General features: G+C 72.9%; 16 protein-coding genes. 9 read left to right on the forward strand and 7 right to left on the reverse strand.

The window, feature by feature from the left end:
* Positions 1–40 precede the first annotated feature (40 nt).
* Together ACFWIC_RS36275 and ACFWIC_RS36280 are read left to right on the forward strand one after the other, a co-directional pair.
* Positions 41–964, forward strand: coding sequence for a GNAT family N-acetyltransferase (locus tag ACFWIC_RS36275; RefSeq protein ID WP_380521179.1), 924 nt, complete (start codon positions 41–43; stop codon positions 962–964).
* A 97-nt stretch (positions 965–1,061) separates the two neighbouring features.
* Positions 1,062–1,820 (forward strand): sterol desaturase family protein, encoded by a 759-nt coding sequence (locus tag ACFWIC_RS36280; RefSeq protein WP_380521180.1) that lies wholly within the window; start codon positions 1,062–1,064, stop codon positions 1,818–1,820.
* A gap of 10 nt (positions 1,821–1,830) precedes the next feature.
* Here the strand turns inward: ACFWIC_RS36280 and ACFWIC_RS36285 are convergent, their stop codons facing one another.
* Positions 1,831–2,763, reverse strand: coding sequence for a hypothetical protein (locus ACFWIC_RS36285; protein ID WP_329879710.1), 933 nt, complete (start codon positions 2,761–2,763; stop codon positions 1,831–1,833).
* A gap of 264 nt (positions 2,764–3,027) precedes the next feature.
* Here ACFWIC_RS36285 and ACFWIC_RS36290 point away from each other — a divergent pair, with 264 nt between their 5' ends.
* Positions 3,028–3,684 (forward strand): papain-like cysteine protease family protein, encoded by a 657-nt coding sequence (locus ACFWIC_RS36290; RefSeq protein WP_329879711.1) that lies wholly within the window; start codon positions 3,028–3,030, stop codon positions 3,682–3,684.
* Between the two features lie 9 nt (positions 3,685–3,693).
* The gene (locus tag ACFWIC_RS36295) at positions 3,694–4,533 is read left to right on the forward strand and encodes a hypothetical protein (RefSeq protein ID WP_329948145.1); all 840 of its coding nucleotides are present in this window, start codon (positions 3,694–3,696) and stop codon (positions 4,531–4,533) included.
* A 136-nt stretch (positions 4,534–4,669) separates the two neighbouring features.
* On the opposite strand, the gene ACFWIC_RS36300 is transcribed toward ACFWIC_RS36295, so the two are convergent.
* The gene (locus ACFWIC_RS36300; protein ID WP_380363042.1) at positions 4,670–5,326 is read right to left on the reverse strand and encodes a TetR family transcriptional regulator; all 657 of its coding nucleotides are present in this window, start codon (positions 5,324–5,326) and stop codon (positions 4,670–4,672) included.
* A gap of 8 nt (positions 5,327–5,334) precedes the next feature.
* Entirely contained in the window at positions 5,335–6,957 is a 1,623-nt protein-coding gene (locus ACFWIC_RS36305) for an MFS transporter (RefSeq protein ID WP_329948147.1), read from the reverse strand.
* 308 nt (positions 6,958–7,265) lie between these two features.
* On the opposite strand from ACFWIC_RS36305, the gene ACFWIC_RS36310 reads away from it, so the two are divergent.
* Complete coding sequence (locus tag ACFWIC_RS36310; protein ID WP_380521183.1) at positions 7,266–7,949, forward strand: hypothetical protein; 684 nt, start codon at positions 7,266–7,268, stop codon at positions 7,947–7,949.
* On the opposite strand, the gene ACFWIC_RS36315 is transcribed toward ACFWIC_RS36310, so the two are convergent.
* Positions 7,920–8,594, reverse strand: a complete 675-nt coding sequence (locus ACFWIC_RS36315; RefSeq protein ID WP_329879716.1) for a hemolysin III family protein — start codon at positions 8,592–8,594, stop codon at positions 7,920–7,922. The two genes, ACFWIC_RS36310 and ACFWIC_RS36315, sit on opposite strands and share 30 nt — an antisense overlap.
* A gap of 281 nt (positions 8,595–8,875) precedes the next feature.
* On the opposite strand from ACFWIC_RS36315, the gene ACFWIC_RS36320 reads away from it, so the two are divergent.
* Entirely contained in the window at positions 8,876–10,717 is a 1,842-nt protein-coding gene (locus tag ACFWIC_RS36320; RefSeq protein ID WP_329879717.1) for a phosphoenolpyruvate carboxykinase (GTP), read from the forward strand.
* Positions 10,718–10,917: 200 nt separating this feature from the next.
* Here the strand turns inward: ACFWIC_RS36320 and ACFWIC_RS36325 are convergent, their stop codons facing one another.
* Positions 10,918–12,132 carry a pyridoxal phosphate-dependent aminotransferase gene (locus tag ACFWIC_RS36325; protein ID WP_329879718.1) on the reverse strand — a complete coding sequence of 405 codons (1,215 nt, stop codon included), beginning with the start codon at positions 12,130–12,132 and terminating at the stop codon, positions 10,918–10,920.
* A 111-nt stretch (positions 12,133–12,243) separates the two neighbouring features.
* Complete coding sequence (locus tag ACFWIC_RS36330; RefSeq protein ID WP_329948150.1) at positions 12,244–12,990, reverse strand: hypothetical protein; 747 nt, start codon at positions 12,988–12,990, stop codon at positions 12,244–12,246.
* A gap of 144 nt (positions 12,991–13,134) precedes the next feature.
* On the opposite strand from ACFWIC_RS36330, the gene ACFWIC_RS36335 reads away from it, so the two are divergent.
* A complete protein-coding gene (locus ACFWIC_RS36335) occupies positions 13,135–13,851 on the forward strand; it encodes a prepilin peptidase (RefSeq protein ID WP_380521185.1) in 717 nt (238 codons plus the stop codon).
* 141 nt (positions 13,852–13,992) lie between these two features.
* Here the strand turns inward: ACFWIC_RS36335 and ACFWIC_RS36340 are convergent, their stop codons facing one another.
* On the reverse strand, positions 13,993–15,612 hold the full coding sequence (locus ACFWIC_RS36340; protein ID WP_329879721.1) for a carbohydrate binding domain-containing protein: 1,620 nt from the start codon (positions 15,610–15,612) through the stop codon (positions 13,993–13,995).
* 406 nt (positions 15,613–16,018) lie between these two features.
* On the opposite strand from ACFWIC_RS36340, the gene ACFWIC_RS36345 reads away from it, so the two are divergent.
* Together ACFWIC_RS36345 and ACFWIC_RS36350 are read left to right on the forward strand one after the other, a co-directional pair.
* A complete protein-coding gene (locus ACFWIC_RS36345; RefSeq protein ID WP_329879722.1) occupies positions 16,019–16,813 on the forward strand; it encodes an isoprenyl transferase in 795 nt (264 codons plus the stop codon).
* A gap of 338 nt (positions 16,814–17,151) precedes the next feature.
* The coding region (locus ACFWIC_RS36350) for a PIN domain-containing protein (protein ID WP_355406000.1) at positions 17,152–17,276 on the forward strand (125 nt) is incomplete at its 3' end.

The raw sequence follows: 17,276 nt of genomic DNA on the forward strand, positions 1-17,276 counted from the left end.
TCGGGTGGTGCGCGGACGAAAGGGCGGGCGAAGATGGTCCATGGCCTGGACCCTGAGCACCTCCGTCGACGAGTTCCACACCCGCGCGGGCGGGTTCCTCGCCGCGAGCCCGGCCCGGAACACCGTGCTGCTCACCGTGACGGACCGGCTGAGGGAGCGCGGTCCGCACTACTACGGCGGGGACGCGCCGGTCTTCGGCTGGTGGTGCCCCGAGCCCGGCGGGCCGGTCGGCGGGGCCTTCCTGCGAACGCCCCCGTTCGCACTGCGGCTCGGGGAGATGCCGGTGTCGGCGGCCGGCGAGCTGGCGGCCGAACTCGCCGCCGCCCGGACCGGAGCGGGGGCGGCGGTAGGGGCTGCGGTCGGGGCCGGTTCGGCGGACGTCGTCGAGGTCGCCGGGAGTGACGCGGCCGTGGCGGCGTTCTCCGCGGCCTGGCAGGCCGCCACCGGCGCCACCGGGTCCGTCCGGACCAGGGAGCGGCTCTACCGGCTCGGCGAGCCGACCGAACCGCCGCGTCCGCCGGCCGGCGGCGCCAGGTTCGCCGACCCGTCGGACCGGCAGCTGGTGATCGAGTGGCTCGGACGGTTCGTGGTCGAGGCCCGGCTGGTGGCCTCCGGCGTCGCGACGCTCGCCGACGACCGGATCGCCGCCCGGCAGCTCCACCTCTGGGAGGACGGGGGGCGCCCGGTGGCGCTCGCCGGGCACAGTGCGGTGATCGCCGGGATGTCCCGGATCGGCCCGGTCTACACGCCGGGCGACCACCGCGGACGCGGCTACGGGAGCGGGGTCACGGCGGCGGCCTCGGCCCACGCGCTGGGGCTCGGTGCGACGGAGGTGCTGCTGTACACCGACCTCGCCAATCCGACGAGCAACTCGATCTACCAGCAGATCGGCTACCGGCCGGTGGAGGACTGCACCGTGCTGGAGTTCCGGGGCCGGGCGGCCCGGCGGGCCCGCGTAGCCTGAGCGGCGCCGCCGGCCGGTGCGGACGGGGGAACCGCCCGTCCCGGGCCGGCGTCCGATCCGGACGGGGCGGCCGCCACGGCCGCCGGGGGAGGTGGCCGTGACGGTGGACGGGTTGCTCGAACGGGCGGGCCGGCTGGGCCCGGGGGAGGTGGTGGTCGGCGCGCTGGCCGGCAACCTCGCCCTGTTCGCGGTGGCGCTGGTCGCCGGGAGCCTGCTGGTCCGCCGCTTCGGCGACCGGCGGGTGGCGCCGGCGCCCCCGCCGCCGGACCGCCGCGAGTGGCTGCTGACGGCCACCGCCGTCCTTCTCAACTCCGGTGTGGGAGTGGCCGGCTGGGCACTCTGGCGGCACGGTCTGCTGCGGCTCTCGGCGGACACCGGTCTGCGGGCGGTGGCCGAGCTGCTGCTGTTCTCCCTGGTGATGGACGCCCTGATGTACGCGGGCCACTGGCTCGCCCACCGTCGCCGGCTCTACCGGCTGGCCCACGAACTGCACCACCGCTACCCGGACCCTCGCCCGTCCACGCTCTTCGTCCTGCACCCCCTGGAGGTGCTGGGCTTCGGCGGTACCTGGCTCGCGGTGCTCTGCCTCCGGGAGATCTCCGCCCTGGCGCTGGCCGGGTACGTCGTGGTCAACCTGGTCTTCGGCCTGCTCGGCCACCTGGGCGTGGAGCCGTTCCCGGCCCGGGCCCGGCGGCTCGCGGTGTTCCGCTGGGTGGCGCTGCCGATGTTCCACGCGGGCCACCACGTCGACCCCGGGGTCAACCTGGGCTTCTACACCACCGTCTGGGACCGGCTGTTCGGCACCGTCGACCCCGCCTACGACACCCGCCGCACGGCGGAGAACCCGGCGCCGTGAAGGGAGGCGGCTACTCCCAGTCCCACCGGATGCCCAGCAGGCACGGCCGGAGCGCGGTGGCCACCAGATGGACGCAGCGGTGGCCGTCGAGCGTCAACTCCTCGCTCTCGTAGGACTTCTCGCCCGGGGCGCGGCGGGCGAAGCGGCGGCAGCGGACGGGGAGCGCGGCGGGGTGGAAGGTGATCTGGAGGACGTACTGCCCGGCCCCGGAGTTGAAGCCCCGGACGTACTCGCAGCTGGGCGTGGGTGACGGCGCGTCGTCGAAGCCGTAGCCGAGGAGGTGGGTGTCACCGGCCCGGAGCCGGCGGTCGAGGAGGAGTTCGGCGACCAGCAGGTCGTGGGTCTGGTCGCGCCGGATCCGGCCCGGGCGGCAGTTCTCCTCGGCCCTGACCCCGACCCGGGTGATGTCGCTGCCGGGGTCGCCCTGGTGGATGGCGAGGTAGCGGTCGATGCCGTCGCGGTGGGCGCGCAGGGCGTGCTGGGAGTCGCGGCGGACCAGCTGGCGGTCGGCGCCGATCCGGATCCGCTCGATGTGGGTGATGGTGTGCAGCCCCGTGTCGCGCGGTCCGGCGATGGTGGCGAGCAGGTCGTCGACGGCGGCGGCCGGGGCGATCAGGTCGCGGTAGGGGCGGACGGGAGGGCCGGCCGGGCCGTCGGGGGTGGTGCGCCGAGGTCCGAGCAGCCGGGTGAGCGAGTGCTCGGGGAGGTCCAGGACGTCCTCCAACGCTCGTACCGCGCGCAGGGATTCGGCCCGTTCGGGGCGTCGGTGGCCCTGCTGCCAGTAGCTGAGGCTGGTGACCCCGATGTGGACGCCGCGCAGGGCGAGGTGTTCGCGGACGCGGTGCAGGGCGAGGCCGCGGGTGGTGATCGCGGTCCGCAGGGCGAGGTGGAACGGGCCGGTGCGCAGGGCGGTGGCGAGGTCGGGGTGGTCGGTCCGCTGCATGGCGGCCTCCTCGGGTGGCGGACGGGGCGGGTCCGGCTGGTCGTGAATATTCACATGTGGAAGGGGGTTTGTCACCGGTCGGGGCGTTCCGGGCGGGGGTTGCGGGGCGGCGTTCACACCGGGAACGGGGCCGTTCACACCCGGGTCGGCGGACCGCCGGGGGCGTTGACCGGCCATGTCAACGGCGCGATGCTCATGGCGCGGATCCGGACCGCACCCCCACAGCTCTCGACTCCTCTGCCTGTCGCAAGGAGGAAATCCCCCATGTCAGTTCCACGGACACGCCTGCGCCGCGCCGTCGCGGTGCTCGCGCTCGGCGTCCTCGGTCCGGCGCTCAGCGTCGCGGCCGTCACCCCGGCCCAGGCCACCCCCACGGCCCTCGCCGGGACCGACCAGATCCGGCCCGCCGCCGCGCCGGGTGCCACGGCCGACCTGGCCGGCACCTTCAAGAAGCTCAACATCACCATGCAGCAGCAACAGCAGACCAACTGGTGCTGGGCGGCGAGCGGCAACACCATCGCGACCTGGTACGGCTACACCTACAGCCAGAACCAGTTCTGCAACGCCGCGTTCGGCCGCTCGGCGAACTCCAGCTGCCCCAACAACCAGGCCACCCTGGGCGACGTGCAGACCGGCCTGCGCTGGGTCGGCATCAACCCGGGCTCCTACGTCACCGGCTACCTGCGCTACAGCACGGTGCAGACGGAGGTGAACGCCAACCGGCCGATCGAGACCCGGATCCAGTGGAGCTCGGGCGGCGGCCACATGCACGTGGTCTACGGGTTCGACACCTCCAACAACTGGGTCTACTGGGGCGACCCGTGGCCGTCCAACACCCGTTACAACTGGGCGGACTACAACTACTACGTGTCGAACGGCACGTTCTCCTGGACCCACTCCCTGTACCGGATCGGCGCGTGAGGGGCGACCATGACCAGCATCCGTAACGTCGCCGCCGGCGTCCTGCTGGCGGCCGGGATCGGCCTGGCCGTCGCTCCGGCGGCGTCCGCGGCAGAGCCCGCACAGGGCCCCGCTCCCGTCTCCGCCGCCGAGCTGGCCCAGGCCAGGAGCGCGGTGCAGAGCCCCGCCGTGCTCGACCAGTTGGGGCGCTTCTTCGCCCGCAAGGGCGTCCCGCCGACCAAGCAGCTCACCATCGGCGCCGCCGAGGAGGCGCGGGCCGCGAGTGCGGCGGCCCCGCGGCTGACCGGCGAGACCGTGCCGGTCTACACCCTGGACGCGGCGTTCGTGGCCGGCACCCCGGGTGCGGCCGTGGCCAGGGCGGAGTTCACCGCGAGCCGGGTGGTCTCGACCGACGGGCAGGTCGCCTCGGTCTGGACCGTGAAGGAGGGCGGCGCCTGGCGGGTCGTCAACATCGCCTCCGGCGGGGACGAGAACGACTACGCGGCGCAGGCCGCGAGCACCGGCGGCGGGACGGCGTTCCGCGAGCCGCAGCTCAACGCCTGGTACGTGCTGCGGGACGGCCGGGTGCTCCCGCTGGACGACGAGGCCCGCGGCTCGGTGGGCGACTCCGGGGTGACCCTGGCGGCGTACCGGCAGCTGGTCCGGGAGCGGTACGGCGACAAACTGCCCGGCTCGGCGTACGACCGGGCGGGCAAGGGCGGCGGCTACCGCCCGGACGCGGCCGGTGAGCCGGCCGGGAGCGGCGGGAGCGTGCTGCCCGCCGCGACGGCGACCGCGGCCCTGAGCGTCACCGCTGTCGCGGGCGCGGGCCTCGCGTTGCGGCGGCGGGTGGGAGTCCGGCGCGGGTAGCGCCGGACCGAGGCGGCGGGGCCCGGCACGGCGACCGGGCCCCGCCGCAGGTCCGGGCCCGTCCGGACCCCGTTCGGGTCCGGGCGCCCGTCCGGGCCCTGCCGCGGGACCGGTCGCCTGCCGTACGTCCGGGCGCCTAGAGCTCGGTGAAGCCGCTCTCCATGATCGCGAAGGCGCGGTCGACCAGCTCGGCCATGTCCTCGGTGCCGCCGCTCTCGGCCCAGCGCAGGACGGCCTCCGTGGTGGCCGCGCCGAGCGAGGCGGCGGTGATCCGCATCGCGAAGGTCGGCTCCTGGACACCGGCCCGCCGCATCAGCACGGTGAGGTAGAGCTGCTGCGGGTCGTTGGCGGTGTCGCGCATCCGGGCCCTCAGCGCGGGGACTTCGGTGACCAGCCGCATCCGGACGAGGAGTTCCTCGCGCTCGTCCCGGACCAGTGTGCGGATCAGCCCGGTGAGGGCCTCCCGGCAGGAGCGCAGGAACGGTTCGTCAGTGGGCCGTGCCAGCAGGGCGGCGATCATCGCCGGGTCGTACTCGTCGGTGAGGACGACGTCCTCCTTGGTGGCGAAGTACCGGAAGAAGGTCGACTGCGAGACCTCGGCGGCGTCCGCGATCCGGTCCACCGTGGTGTTCTCGTAGCCCAGTTCGGCGAAGAGCCGGTACGCCTCGCGGCGGATCGCCCGGCGGGTCTTCAGCTTCTTCCGCTCGCGCAGCGACAGCGGCGCCGCCGGCATCGCCTGGACCGGATCGTCCGGGCCCGCCGGGGGTGCCGCTGTCGGCTGCGCTGCGCTCATACCTTCGATTATCCGTGATCGGCCGCGGGCGCGGCGGACGGTCCGGGACCGGTGCCGGGGCCGTCGGCGGCGGGCTCGCCGGTGACCGCTCCGCCGACGGAGGGCTCGGCGGGCCCGGTGGGCTCGACGGACGGCATCCGGAGGGCGACCAGAACCGCCGACAGCACCGCGACCACCCCGGCGGTCAGCAGCACCGCCGTCATCCCGTGGACGTAGGCGGCGTGCGCGGAGGCGGCCAGTGACGGGTCCCCGGTGGAGGCGGCGACGGCGTCGGCGGCCACCACCGACTGCCCGGCCCGGTCCGCGGCGCCCGCCGGGAGCCCGGTGGTGTCCAGCGCTCCCCGGTACGAGCCGGCCAGCAGGCTGCCGAAGAGCGCGACCCCGATCGCCCCGCCCACCTGACGGAAGGTCTGGAGCAGCCCCGAACCGACGCCGGCCCGGGCGGGCGGCAGGGTGAGCAGCGCGGTGGCCTGGGCGGTGATGATCGACAGGCCCATGCCGAACCCGAGCAGGACCAGCCAGACCGCCGCCGGGCCGTAACCGTCGGAGGCGTCCGTCCGGCTGCCGATCAGCAGGGCTCCGGCCAGGACGGCCAGCCCGGCGGTGATCACCGGCCGGTGGCCGGTCCGGGCGACCAGCTTGTCGCTGAACCGGGCCGCCACCATCAGGCCGAGCATCATCGGCATCAGCCGCAGGCCGGTGCCGAAGGCGTCGGCGCCGAGCACGCTCTGGAAGTAGAGGGGCAGCACGAAGAAGGCTCCGTACAGCACCAGGGAGACCAGGGTCGCGGCCACCACCGACCAGCGGAAGGTGCGGTCGGCGAGCAGGGTGAGGTCGAGCATCGGGTCGGGCCGGCGCCGGCTGCGCCGCACCAGAGCGGTGAGCGCGACCAGCGAGCCGCCGATCGTGCCGAGGACCAGGGGGTCGGACCAGCCGCGCTCGGGGCCCTCGATGATGCCGTAGGTGAGCGCCGCCAGGCCGCCGGCGCCGAGCAGGGTGCCGAGCAGGTCGATCCGGGGTGCGGCGGGGTTGCGGGTCTCCGGCAGCAGGATCAGGCAGGCGGTGATGCCGATCGCGACCAGCGGGAGGTTGACCACGAAGATCGCGCCCCACCAGAAGTGCTGGAGCAGGAAGCCGCCGATCAGCGGACCGAGCGGGGTGCCGACGGCGAGGGCGGCGGCCAGGACCGCGGTGGCGCGGCGTTGCTCGGCGGCCGGGAAGATCCCGGGGATCACCGCCATGGACATCGGCATCACCAGCGCGCCGGCCAGGCCCATCGCGGCGCGCGCGGCGATCAGCGTGCCGGGGCTGTCGGCGAGCATGCCGACGGCGGAGGAGAGGCCGAACAGCGCGAGGCCCAGGGTGAGGACGAGGCGCCGGCCGAAGCGGTCGCCGATCAGCCCGGCGGGGAGCATCGCCGCGGCGAAGACCACGCTGTAGGAGTCGACGATCCACTGCTGCTGCCCGGTGGTGGCCTCCAACTGGGAGGCCAGGGTGGGCAATGCCACGTTGAGGACCGTCATGTCGAAGCTGATCACCAGGACGCTGAGGGCGACGGCGACGAGCGCGAGCCAGCGCCGCGGGTCGGGCCCGGGCGGGGCCGGGGCCCGGTCGGTGGGCGGGGTGGTCACGGACAACCTCCGGAGACCTGGAAGATGGTCGCTGTCAAATGACAGTAACCTCCAAAAGATGGCTCCCGTCAATGTCGGCCTCAGGTGGTCGTGCCATCACGCTCCGTGATGTGTCCTGGAAGTGCGCGTTCCGCACATGGAATTGACGCAACGTTGATCTGTCGTTCGCCGCTTTCGGGCGGTTTCGGGTGACTGACGGTAGATAGGATGTGGCGGTCGGTCAGTGCGGGCCGATGCGTGCCGAGAGCGGAGAAGGGGTGGGGCGGCAGGAGCCGACCACGAGCCCGGCGCAGGAAGGGGAAGCCGAAATGGCTGGTCGGAAGTCGGGTGCCCAGATCTGGGGTGCCGCAGTGGTGGTGGGCTCGGCGCTGGCGGTGGTCGCGGCCTACCTGATCAACGGCGCCGCGCTGGTGCTGGCGGTCGCCGGGGTCGAGGTGCTGCTGCTGATGGTGTACGTCGGGCTGCGCTGGCAGCTGCTCCACCGGGCGGCCGAGCCGGGTGGACGGCCCCCGGCGCGCGGTCACCGGACGGCCGGCGGCAGTCCGGACGCCGCGCACTGCGAGCGCTGCCGGCGGGCCCGCGAGGCGATCGACGCGCGGCAGGCCGAGCGGCTCCGGCGGACTCTGCCGGGCCCGGGGCGCGAGCCCGCGGCGCCCGGCCGCCCGGTCCGCGAGCGCCGGTCGTACGAGCGTTCGGCCGGCCACCACCGGCCGGTGCGCGGAAGCCAGCCGCCGCACGACGCCCGCGGTGCGCACGACCCCCGCGGTCCGCACGACCCCCGCGGGGTACATGACCCCCGCGGGTCGCACGGCCCCGACGCGCGCGGCCCCGAGTCACGGGGGCACGAGTCCCGTGGTCACGAGACCGCGGTGACGCACGACCGCCCGGTCCGCGAGTGGACGGCCGAACGGGCGGCCGCCCGGTCCGCGGACCGGCCGACCGCCCGTCACGGGGCGCCGGGTTCAGCCGGCCGCGCTGTAGGCCGCCAGTGAGATCCCGACGTACTGCGTGATGAAGGCCCCGAGGGTGAAGGCGTGGAACACCTCGTGGAAGCCGAAGCGGCCCGGTGACGGATCGGGCCGCTTGAGCCCGTACACCACGCCGCCGACGCTGTAGAGCACGCCGCCGACGATCATCAGCACCAGGACGGCGACTCCGCCGGTGCGCAGGAAGTCGGGCAGGTAGAACGCGGCGGCCCAGCCCAGCGCGAGGTACACCGGCGTGTACAGCCAGCGCGGCGCGCCGACCCAGAACACCCGGAACGCGATCCCGGCGAGCGCCCCGCCCCAGACCGCCCAGAGCAGCAACTGCCGGTCGGCGCCGTCCAGCAGCAGGATGGTGAACGGGGTGTAGGTGCCCGCGATGATCAGGAAGATGTTCGCGTGGTCCAGCCGGCGCAGGACCGCGTCGCCGCGCGGCCCCCAGGTGAAGCGGTGGTACACCGCGCTCACCCCGAAGAGCAGCCAGGCGCTGACCGAGTAGATCGCGCACGCGATCCTGGCGGGGCCCGGTTCGGCCAGGCAGATCAGCACGATCCCGGCGGCCACCGCGGCAGGGAACATTCCGGCGTGCAGCCAGCCGCGCCATGTCGGCTTGGGCTCGACACGCTCCGTGCTCTCCAGGAGCTCAGCAGTCATGTCCGCATGCTACCCGCTACCTACGGCTCCGTAGGTTACTGACGCGTAGGAAGTGTCGGCCGTCACTAGTTGGACGTTTTGGAGTATTCGAAGTCGGGGTGGCGGGGCTCCGTACCCGCCGAAGGTGCTCGACTACTGGCCAGTAATTATCCTTACTGTAGTAAAAAATGCGCCAACTTTGCCTCCTCGCCGTATTCGGGGCCCGGACCCGGAGCTACGCTGCAATCACCCTCAAACCCCGCTACGCCATCTCCCCGCCGGGATGGCGTGAAGGAGCGATCGTGTCGAACGAGAACTCGGCTGCTCTCAGCGCCGCGCCCACCCGCCACCAGCGTCTGCTGGCCTGGGTGAGCGAGATCGCGGAGCTCACCCAGCCGGACCGCGTCGAGTGGTGCGACGGTTCGGACGAGGAGTACCAGCGCCTCGCGGACCTGCTGGTCGCCCAGGGCACCTTCAAGAAGCTCAACGAGGACAAGCGCCCCAACTCCTACTACGCCGCCTCGGACCCCACGGACGTGGCGCGTGTGGAGGACCGCACCTACATCTGCTCCGAGCAGGAGAAGGACGCCGGTCCGACCAACAACTGGAAGGCCCCCGCCGAGATGCGGGAGATCTTCCAGGGCGAGAACGGTCTGTTCCGCGGCGCGATGAAGGGCCGCACGATGTACGTCGTGCCCTTCTCGATGGGCCCGGTCGGCTCCCCGCTCGCCGCGTACGGCGTCGAGATCACCGACTCCGCCTACGTCGCGGTCTCGATGCGCGTGATGACCCGCATGGGCCGGGCCGTGCTGGACCAGCTCGGCGAGGACGGCGACTTCGTCAAGGCCGTGCACACCGTCGGTGCCCCGCTCGCCGAGGGACAGGCGGACGTCCCGTGGCCGTGCAGCTCCACCAAGTTCATCTCGCACTTCCCGGAGGCCAGGGAGATCTGGTCGTTCGGCTCCGGCTACGGCGGCAACGCCCTGCTCGGCAAGAAGTGCTACGCGCTGCGCATCGCCTCGACCATGGCCCGTGACGAGGGCTGGCTGGCCGAGCACATGCTCATCCTGAAGCTCACCCCGCCGGCCGGCCCCACGGGCGAGTCGGAGGTCAAGTACGTCGCGGCGGCCTTCCCGTCGGCGTGCGGCAAGACCAACCTCGCGATGCTCCAGCCCACCATCCCGGGCTGGAAGGTCGAGACGATCGGCGACGACATCGCCTGGATGCGCTTCGGCGCCGACGGCCGTCTGCGCGCCATCAACCCGGAGGCCGGCTTCTTCGGCGTCGCGCCCGGCACCGGTGTCGACACCAACGCCAACGCGATCGACACCCTCTGGGGCAACACGGTCTTCACCAACGTCGCGCTCACCGACGACGGCGACGTCTGGTGGGAGGGCCTCACCGACGAGAAGCCGGCCCACCTCACCGACTGGCGCGGTGACGACTGGACGCCGGAGTCCGGCACCCCGGCCGCCCACCCGAACGCCCGCTTCGCCGTCCCGGCCGCGCAGTGCCCGACCATCGCCCCCGAGTGGGAGGACCCGGCGGGTGTGCCGATCTCGGCCATCCTGTTCGGCGGTCGCCGCGCCACCGCCGTCCCGCTGGTGACCGAGTCCTTCGGCTGGCAGCACGGCGTCTTCCTGGGCGCCAACATCGCCTCCGAGAAGACCGCGGCCGCCGAGGGCACCGTCGGCGAGCTGCGTCGCGACCCGTTCGCGATGCTGCCCTTCTGCGGCTACAACATGGGCGACTACTTCGCCCACTGGCTGAAGGTCGGCGCCGAGGCGGACGCCGCCAAGCTGCCGAAGATCTACTACGTGAACTGGTTCCGCAAGAACGGCGCGGGCAAGTTCGTCTGGCCCGGCTACGGCGAGAACAGCCGCGTGCTCAAGTGGATCGTCGAGCGGCTGGAGGGCACCGGCGACGGTGTCGAGACGCCGATCGGCGTGCTGCCGACCGTCGAGTCCTTCGACCTCGCCGGCCTGGAGCTGTCGAAGGAGGACCTCGACCTGCTCTTCACCGTCGACGCCGACATCTGGCGCCAGGAGGCCGCGCTCGTCCCGGCCCACCTGGAACTGTTCGGCGACCACACGCCCACCGAGCTGTGGGACGAGTACCGAGACCTTGTCGCCCGCCTCGGCTGAGCCTGAGCCTCAGTAAGGCGAGTAAGTGGTCGGTGCGTGGCACGAATCGCGCACCGACGAGCGACAGGACGGCCGGAGCCCCGCCGGACGATCTTTCCCCGACCAAGGAGATCGTCCGGACCGGGACTCCGGCCGTAGCGCTTTTCCCGCCCGCGCCCGGCCCGCGCCCGGCCTGCGGTCCCGTCCGCGCCCGGCCCGCGTCAGGGCTGCGCGTAGCCGCCGAGGAAGGTGCCGATCCGGGTGACGGCGTCGGTGATCTCCTCCGGACGCGGCAGGGTGACCAGCCGGAAGTGGTCCGGCTCCGGCCAGTTGAAGCCGGTGCCCTGGACCAGCAGGATCCGCTCGGCCCGCAGCAGGTCGAGCACCATCTGGGCGTCGTCCTTGATCTTGTAGACCTTCGGGTCCAGCCGGGGGAAGGCGTAGAGCGCCCCCTTCGGCTTGACGCAGCTGACCCCGGGGATGTCGTTGAGCAGCCGGTAGGCGGCGTCGCGGGACTCCAGCAGACGGCCGCCGGGCAGCACCAGGTCCTTGATCGACTGCCGGCCGCCGAGCGCCGCGGCCACCGCGTGCTGGGCCGGCATGTTGGCGCAGAGCCGCATCGAGGCGAGCACGGTCAGGCCCTCGACGTAGCTGCGGGCGCGGTGGCGGTCGCCGGAGAGCACCATCCAGCCGGAGCGGAAGCCCGCGACCCGGTAGGACTTGGACATGCCGTTGAAGGTGACGCAGAACAGGTCGGGGGCCAGGGTGGCCAGCGGGATGTGCTCGGCGTCGTCGTAGAGGATCTTGTCGTAGATCTCGTCCGCGTAGATCACCAGCTGGTGCCGGCGGGCGATCTCGACCAGCCCCTCCAGCACCTCGCGCGGGTAGACCGCGCCGGTCGGGTTGTTGGGGTTGATGACGACCATCGCCCTGGTCCGGTCGGTCACCTTGGCCTCGACGTCGGCGAGGTCCGGGTACCACTCGGACTGCTCGTCGCAGCGGTAGTGCACGGCGGTGCCGCCGGCCAGCGAGACGGAGGCCGTCCAGAGCGGGTAGTCCGGGGCGGGGACGAGCACCTCGTCGCCGTCGTCCAGCAGGGCGGTCATGGCCAGCTGGATGAGTTCGGAGACGCCGTTGCCGAGGAAGACGTCCTCGACGTCCAGCCCGTGCAGGCCGCGCTCCTCGTAGTGCATGACCACGGCGCGGCGGGCCGAGAGCAGCCCCTTGGAGTCGCCGTAGCCGTGCGCGGAGGAGAGGTTGCGCAGGATGTCCTGGAGGATCTCCGGGGGCGCGTCGAAGCCGAACAGCGCGGGATTGCCGGTGTTGAGCTTCAGGATGCGGTGGCCCTGCTCCTCCAGCCGCATCGCCTCGTCGAGCACCGGGCCGCGGATGTCGTAGCAGACGTTGGCGAGCTTGCTGGACTGGATGACCTGCATGCCTGCCTACTTTAGGGGCAGAACCGGGCGGTCCGGCGCGTGTCGTGGGACACCCGCCGGACCGCCCGGACGCTACTGCTCAGCCACTCCTTGGATCGGGAGGCGGAGGCGTCAGCTCGCCTTCCAGATCAGTGGCTGGGTGTCCAGAACGCTGCCGAAGGTGAGGAACTGCGGCGGTGTGTCGTTGGGCACGAGATAGACGGCACACTGCTGCTGGCTCTGGCCGTCGGCGAGCGTGCCGGGCTTCTTGCCGGAGTCGCAGGCCGGGATGGACTTCAGGACGGTCGGGGCCGCCAGGATGCCGGTCGCCTTGGCGTCGGTGTTCACCTTGAACCGCATCATGAAGTACTCGTCGTTCAGCGGGGCGCCCGTCCTGTTGGTGAACGAGACGGTCACGTAGTACGGCGTCTTGCCGGCGACGTCGGCGGGCTTGAAGTTGAACGGGGCGAGGTCGGCGGCGGTGCCCTTGACCACCGAGACCGGGGTCACGTCGGCCTTGGTCTTGCCGAGGTAGCTGCCGGTGGCGGTCAGCGGCAGCGGGTTCTCGAAGGTGATCTTGCTGCCGCCCCCGCTCGCCCCGCCGATCGGGTTGCCGCTGGTGGCGGCCGAGGGGGCGGGGTTGGCGGTCGCGGTGCCGCCGCCTCCCGCCGCGCCGCCGCCGGTGGCCGCCGGGGCCCCGGTGGGTGCGGTGGTCGGCGCGCCCGTGGGGGCCCCCGCCGGAGCGCCCGCCGTGGTGCCGGCGGCGGTCGGGGCGGCGACGACGGCCGGGTCGTCGTTCTCCGGCCCGCAGGCCGTCAGGGCCAGCGCCAGCGCCGCGACCGGGACGGCCGCGCGCAGAGTGGTCCGGTGCTTCGTCAAGGTGTGTCTCCCCCGTGGATGATGTGGTCGGTCGCGGCACCCGGATCAAGGGGTGCCGCCTGAGTCGGACGCGGACGGCGTCCGGCCGGTTCCTGACCGGGACCCGCCGGATCGTACCGTCGCCGCGCGGAGGGGGAGGACGTCGTGATCGCGAGCGTGGTCGGGGCCGTGCTGGCCGGTCTGCTGGCGGCGCCGGCACTGCGCGGCCTGGTGGTGCGGTACGCCGTGCCCGAGGGCGAGCCGTGGTGCACCACCTGCCCGTCCTGCGCGCGGGAGCTGCGCGGGCTGCCGCCGACCGGCCGCTGCCCGGGCTGCCGGACCGGGCTTGGCCCGGGCGCCTGGCAGGTGGAGGCGGTCACCGCCGCCGCGGCCGCCGCCGCGCTGACGGCCGGCCGGCCGTCCGACGCGCTGCTGCTGCTCTGGGCGGCCGGCGTCGGGGTGGTGCTCGGCTTCACCGACGCCCGGGTGCACCGGCTGCCGTACCCGCTGAGCTGGACGCTGGCGGCGGGGCTCGCGGTGCTGCTGACGGTGCTGGAACTGGTGGACGGCAGCCCGGACGTGCTGCTGCGCTGCCTGCTGGTGGCGCTGGCGGCCGGCGCGCTGTTCGAACTGCCGGTCTGGCTGGGACTGATGGGCCCCGGGGACACCGTGCTGGCACTCGGCCTCGGCGCGCTGCTCGGACGGTACGGCTGGTCCGCGGCGCTGACCGGGCTGATCACGGTCGTGCTGCTGGCCGGGCTCTGGTCGGTCGGCGTGCTGGTGGCGGCCCTGGTGCGCCGGCGTCCGGTGCGCGGCCGGGAGGTGCCGATGGGTCCGTTCCTGCTGCTCGGCACCTTGCTCACGGTCCTGGTCCAGCCGTAGCGCGGGGCGGCCCCGAGCTACGGCGGACCGTGGCGCACCCGCCCCGGAAACGGCGGACGGGCCCGTCGTACCGGTCAAGGTACGACGGGCCCGGCGCCGACGCGCTGGCCCCACCCTCACGGGGCGGCGCGCCGTGGGGGATTACGGCATCTGGTGGACGAACGGGCCGACCGCGTTGGAGAACGCGTTGCCGTTGTTGGCGTCCCAGTTGGTGGACCAGGTCATCGCGCCGCGGATGGTCGGCCACTTGGCCGGCGGGACGAAGCTGCCACAGTTCTTGCCGGTGGCCAGGCAGTCCAGGGCGTTGTTCACGACGCTCGGCGAGACGTAGCCGCCGCCGGCCGCCTTGGAGGAGGCGGGGACGCCGATGCCGACCTGGTCGGGCCGCAGGCCGCCCTGGATGTGGGTGCAGACCTGGGCGGTGATGAAGTCGATGGTGCCCTGGTTGTAGACCTTGCCGTCGCAGCCGTTCATGCCGCCCGAGTTGTAGAACTGGGTGTTGACGACGGTCAGGATGTCCTTGGTGTTCAGCGCCAGCTGGAAGTAGGAGCCGGCGGTGGAGTACATCCCGATGGTCTCCGGCGCCATCGTCAGGATGAAGCTCGGGCCGACCTTGGCCTGCAGGGCGTGCAGCGCGTTGCCCAGGTGGGTCGGGTTGAGGCCGTTCTCCAGGTCGACGTCGAGGCCGTCGAAGCCGTAGTCCTTGATGACCGCGTAGGCGGTCTCGACGAAGGCGCTCGCGGCGGCCGCGTCGTTGACGTGGATGGCGCCGTTCTGGCCGCCGATGGAGATGATGACCTTCTTGCCGGCCGCCTGCTTGGCCTTCACGTCGGCCCGGAACTGGGCGTCGGTGTAGCCGCCGAGGCCCGCGGAGAGCTCCGCGTCCAGCTTGAAGGTGATGGCGCCGGGGCGGTTGGCGACGGAGTCGGCGAACGAGACCGCGATGATGTCGTACGCGCTCTGGACGTCGCTCAGCTTCTGGAGGTTGTTGCCCTTGTTGTCGAAGTTGTGCCAGTAGCCGGTGACGACGTGCTTCGGCAGGCCGGTGTTGGGGTTGCCGGTGCTGGTCGCCGTGGGGGTCGGCGTGACCGTCTGGGTGGGGGTCGGGGTGACGGTCTGGGTCGGCGTCGCGGTGGCCGTGGGGGAGGCCGTCGTGGTCGGCGTGGCCGTGGCGGTCGGCGTCGGGGTGGGGGTGACGGTCGGGGTGGGGGTCGGGGTGGTGGTCCCGCCCGGGCCGCTCAGCACGACGTCGTCGGCGAGGTAGGCGCTCTGGCCGTACCAGCCGTGCAGGTAGAGGGTGAGGCTGGTGGCGTTGGCGCCGGTGGTGAAGGTGGTGGAGAGCTGGTTCCAGCTGTTCTGGTTGGACCAGGCGCTCGGGTCGGTGCCGCCGGTGCCGCGCGCGCCGAGGTAGACGTACGGACCCTGGACCCAGGCACTGAGGGTGTAGCTGGTGTTGGGCAGCACGCTGATGGTCTGGGTGCACTCGGCGGTGTCCGCGGCGCCCGGGGTGGCCTGCAGCGCGCCGGCACCCGAGTGGACCGGGGTGGTGACGACGCGGGCGGCGCCGGTACAGGTCCAGCCGCTCAGCGAGCCGGAGTCGAAGCCACCGTTGCCGACGAGGTTCCCGGCGGCGGCGTTGGCGCCCCCGGCGAAGAGGGCGAGCCCGGTGCCGGCCAGCGCGAGGGCGGTGGCGCCGGCGGCGAGGGCGGGGAGGGGGCTGCGCCGACGCTTGTGCGCGGGCTGGTTCAGCGTACGGGCCATGGAGGTGCGCTCCTGTGGGGAGGAGCGGCCGCCGCGGTGGGGGGCGCGGCGGCCGCGTGTGGGGGAGGGGAGGTCCGCAGTACTGCCTCGGTGGGGCGGTCCGGTTGTGTTCGTTCCGCCTTGGGTCAAAAGCTGGACTAGACCATTAGTGGTCGTCAAGCATTGAACCGTCGGCTTACGGATTCCTTAAGGAATCGGAGACCGTTCCGTATCCGGCGCCCCTGTGGACACCCGGGGTTCTCGCGGGCGCCTTCCGGCCATCCGGGCCACACGCGTCGCAACAGACTCCGCACCGGACCGTGACCCTCCCGGGACCTGCGGCTTTCCTTGCCGACACAACGCGGGAGTAGGCTGCGCCGGGGGTTGTGAAGCACCCGGTGAAGTGAGCACGGAGGGGCCGAAAAGCATGGGTCTGCGCGATGTCGTCGAACGCACGCCGGGTCTGCGCACCCTGCTGGACGGGATGTACGGCCTGTACGGCCGTCGGGTCGAGGTGCACCTCGCCCGAACCCCGCACCACATCGGCGTGATCCTCGACGGCAACCGCCGCTGGGCCAAGGCGACCGGCGGGTCCACCGCCTACGGTCACCAGCGCGGGGCCGACAAGATCAGCGAGTTCCTCGGCTGGTGCGACGAGACCCACGTCAAGGTCGTCACCCTGTGGATGCTCTCCACCGACAACCTCTCCCGCCCGGCCGGCGAACTGGTCCCGCTGCTCGGGATCATCGAGGACGCCGTCACCAACCTGGCCGCCGCCCGCCGCTGGCGGGTCAACCCGGTCGGTGCACTGGACCTGCTGCCGCAGCACACCGCCGACGTCCTCAAGAAGGCCGCCGAGGAGACCGCCGGGATCGACGGGATCACCGTGAACGTGGCCGTCGGCTACGGCGGCCGGCACGAGATCGCCGACGCCGTCCGCTCGCTGCTCCAGGAGCACGCCGGGCGGGGCACCTCGATCGAGGAGCTGGCCGAGATCCTCGACGTCGAGCACATCGCCGAGCACCTCTACACGAGGGGGCAGCCCGACCCCGACCTGGTCATCCGCACCTCGGGCGAGCAGCGGCTCTCCGGCTTCCTGCTCTGGCAGAGCGCGCACAGCGAGTTCTACTTCTGCGAGGCGTACTGGCCGGCCTTCCGGAAGGTCGACTTCCTGCGGGCGCTGCGCGCCTACGAGGAGCGGCACCGGCGGATGGGACTCTGAACCCGGCGCGTACCGCGACCGCGGTCGAGGAGGCCCGGCCCGCCCGGGAGCGCCGTGCGGGCACGGCCGGAGGGGCTGACTGAGACTGACTGAGGGGCTGACTGAGGGGCCGCCGGGCGGGACCGGCCGCCGCCCGGGCGGAGAGCGCCGTAGGGGCTGATCTACCCGGTGGCGGGGCGAGGCCAAACGTTCACCGGCAATGATCCGTCAGTTCGCCGAGGACGCGAATGCACCGCCCCCCGCCTGGGAATACTCCAGGCAGACCGGCCCCGAGGCCACCGGGGCAGCGGGGGCCGGCTTGCCGCGGATGACGCAGGGTCATCCGCCCTGGAGGCCTAGTGGTCAGTTCCAAGAGCCGCCGGACACCAGACCGGCGCACGTACGTTCTCGACACCAGCGTGCTCCTGGCGGACCCTCTCGCCATGACCCGCTTCGAGGAGCACGAGGTCGTTCTCCCGGTGGT

The sequence above is a fragment of the Kitasatospora sp. NPDC127035 genome, assembly GCF_042726075.1.
Taxonomy (GTDB): Bacteria; Actinomycetota; Actinomycetes; order Streptomycetales; family Streptomycetaceae; genus Kitasatospora.

Coding starts and splice junctions, on each gene's coding strand:
- ACFWIC_RS36295 (WP_329948145.1), top strand. CDS start 3,694: ATGACCAGCATCCGTAACGTCGCCGCCGGCGTCCTGCTGGCGGCCGGG.
- ACFWIC_RS36310 (WP_380521183.1), top strand. CDS start 7,266: ATGGCTGGTCGGAAGTCGGGTGCCCAGATCTGGGGTGCCGCAGTGGTG.
- ACFWIC_RS36340 (WP_329879721.1), bottom strand. CDS start 15,612: ATGGCCCGTACGCTGAACCAGCCCGCGCACAAGCGTCGGCGCAGCCCC.
- ACFWIC_RS36315 (WP_329879716.1), bottom strand. CDS start 8,594: ATGACTGCTGAGCTCCTGGAGAGCACGGAGCGTGTCGAGCCCAAGCCG.
- ACFWIC_RS36300 (WP_380363042.1), bottom strand. CDS start 5,326: ATGAGCGCAGCGCAGCCGACAGCGGCACCCCCGGCGGGCCCGGACGAT.
- ACFWIC_RS36345 (WP_329879722.1), top strand. CDS start 16,019: ATGGGTCTGCGCGATGTCGTCGAACGCACGCCGGGTCTGCGCACCCTG.
- ACFWIC_RS36285 (WP_329879710.1), bottom strand. CDS start 2,763: ATGCAGCGGACCGACCACCCCGACCTCGCCACCGCCCTGCGCACCGGC.
- ACFWIC_RS36290 (WP_329879711.1), top strand. CDS start 3,028: ATGTCAGTTCCACGGACACGCCTGCGCCGCGCCGTCGCGGTGCTCGCG.
- ACFWIC_RS36275 (WP_380521179.1), top strand. CDS start 41: ATGGCCTGGACCCTGAGCACCTCCGTCGACGAGTTCCACACCCGCGCG.
- ACFWIC_RS36325 (WP_329879718.1), bottom strand. CDS start 12,132: ATGCAGGTCATCCAGTCCAGCAAGCTCGCCAACGTCTGCTACGACATC.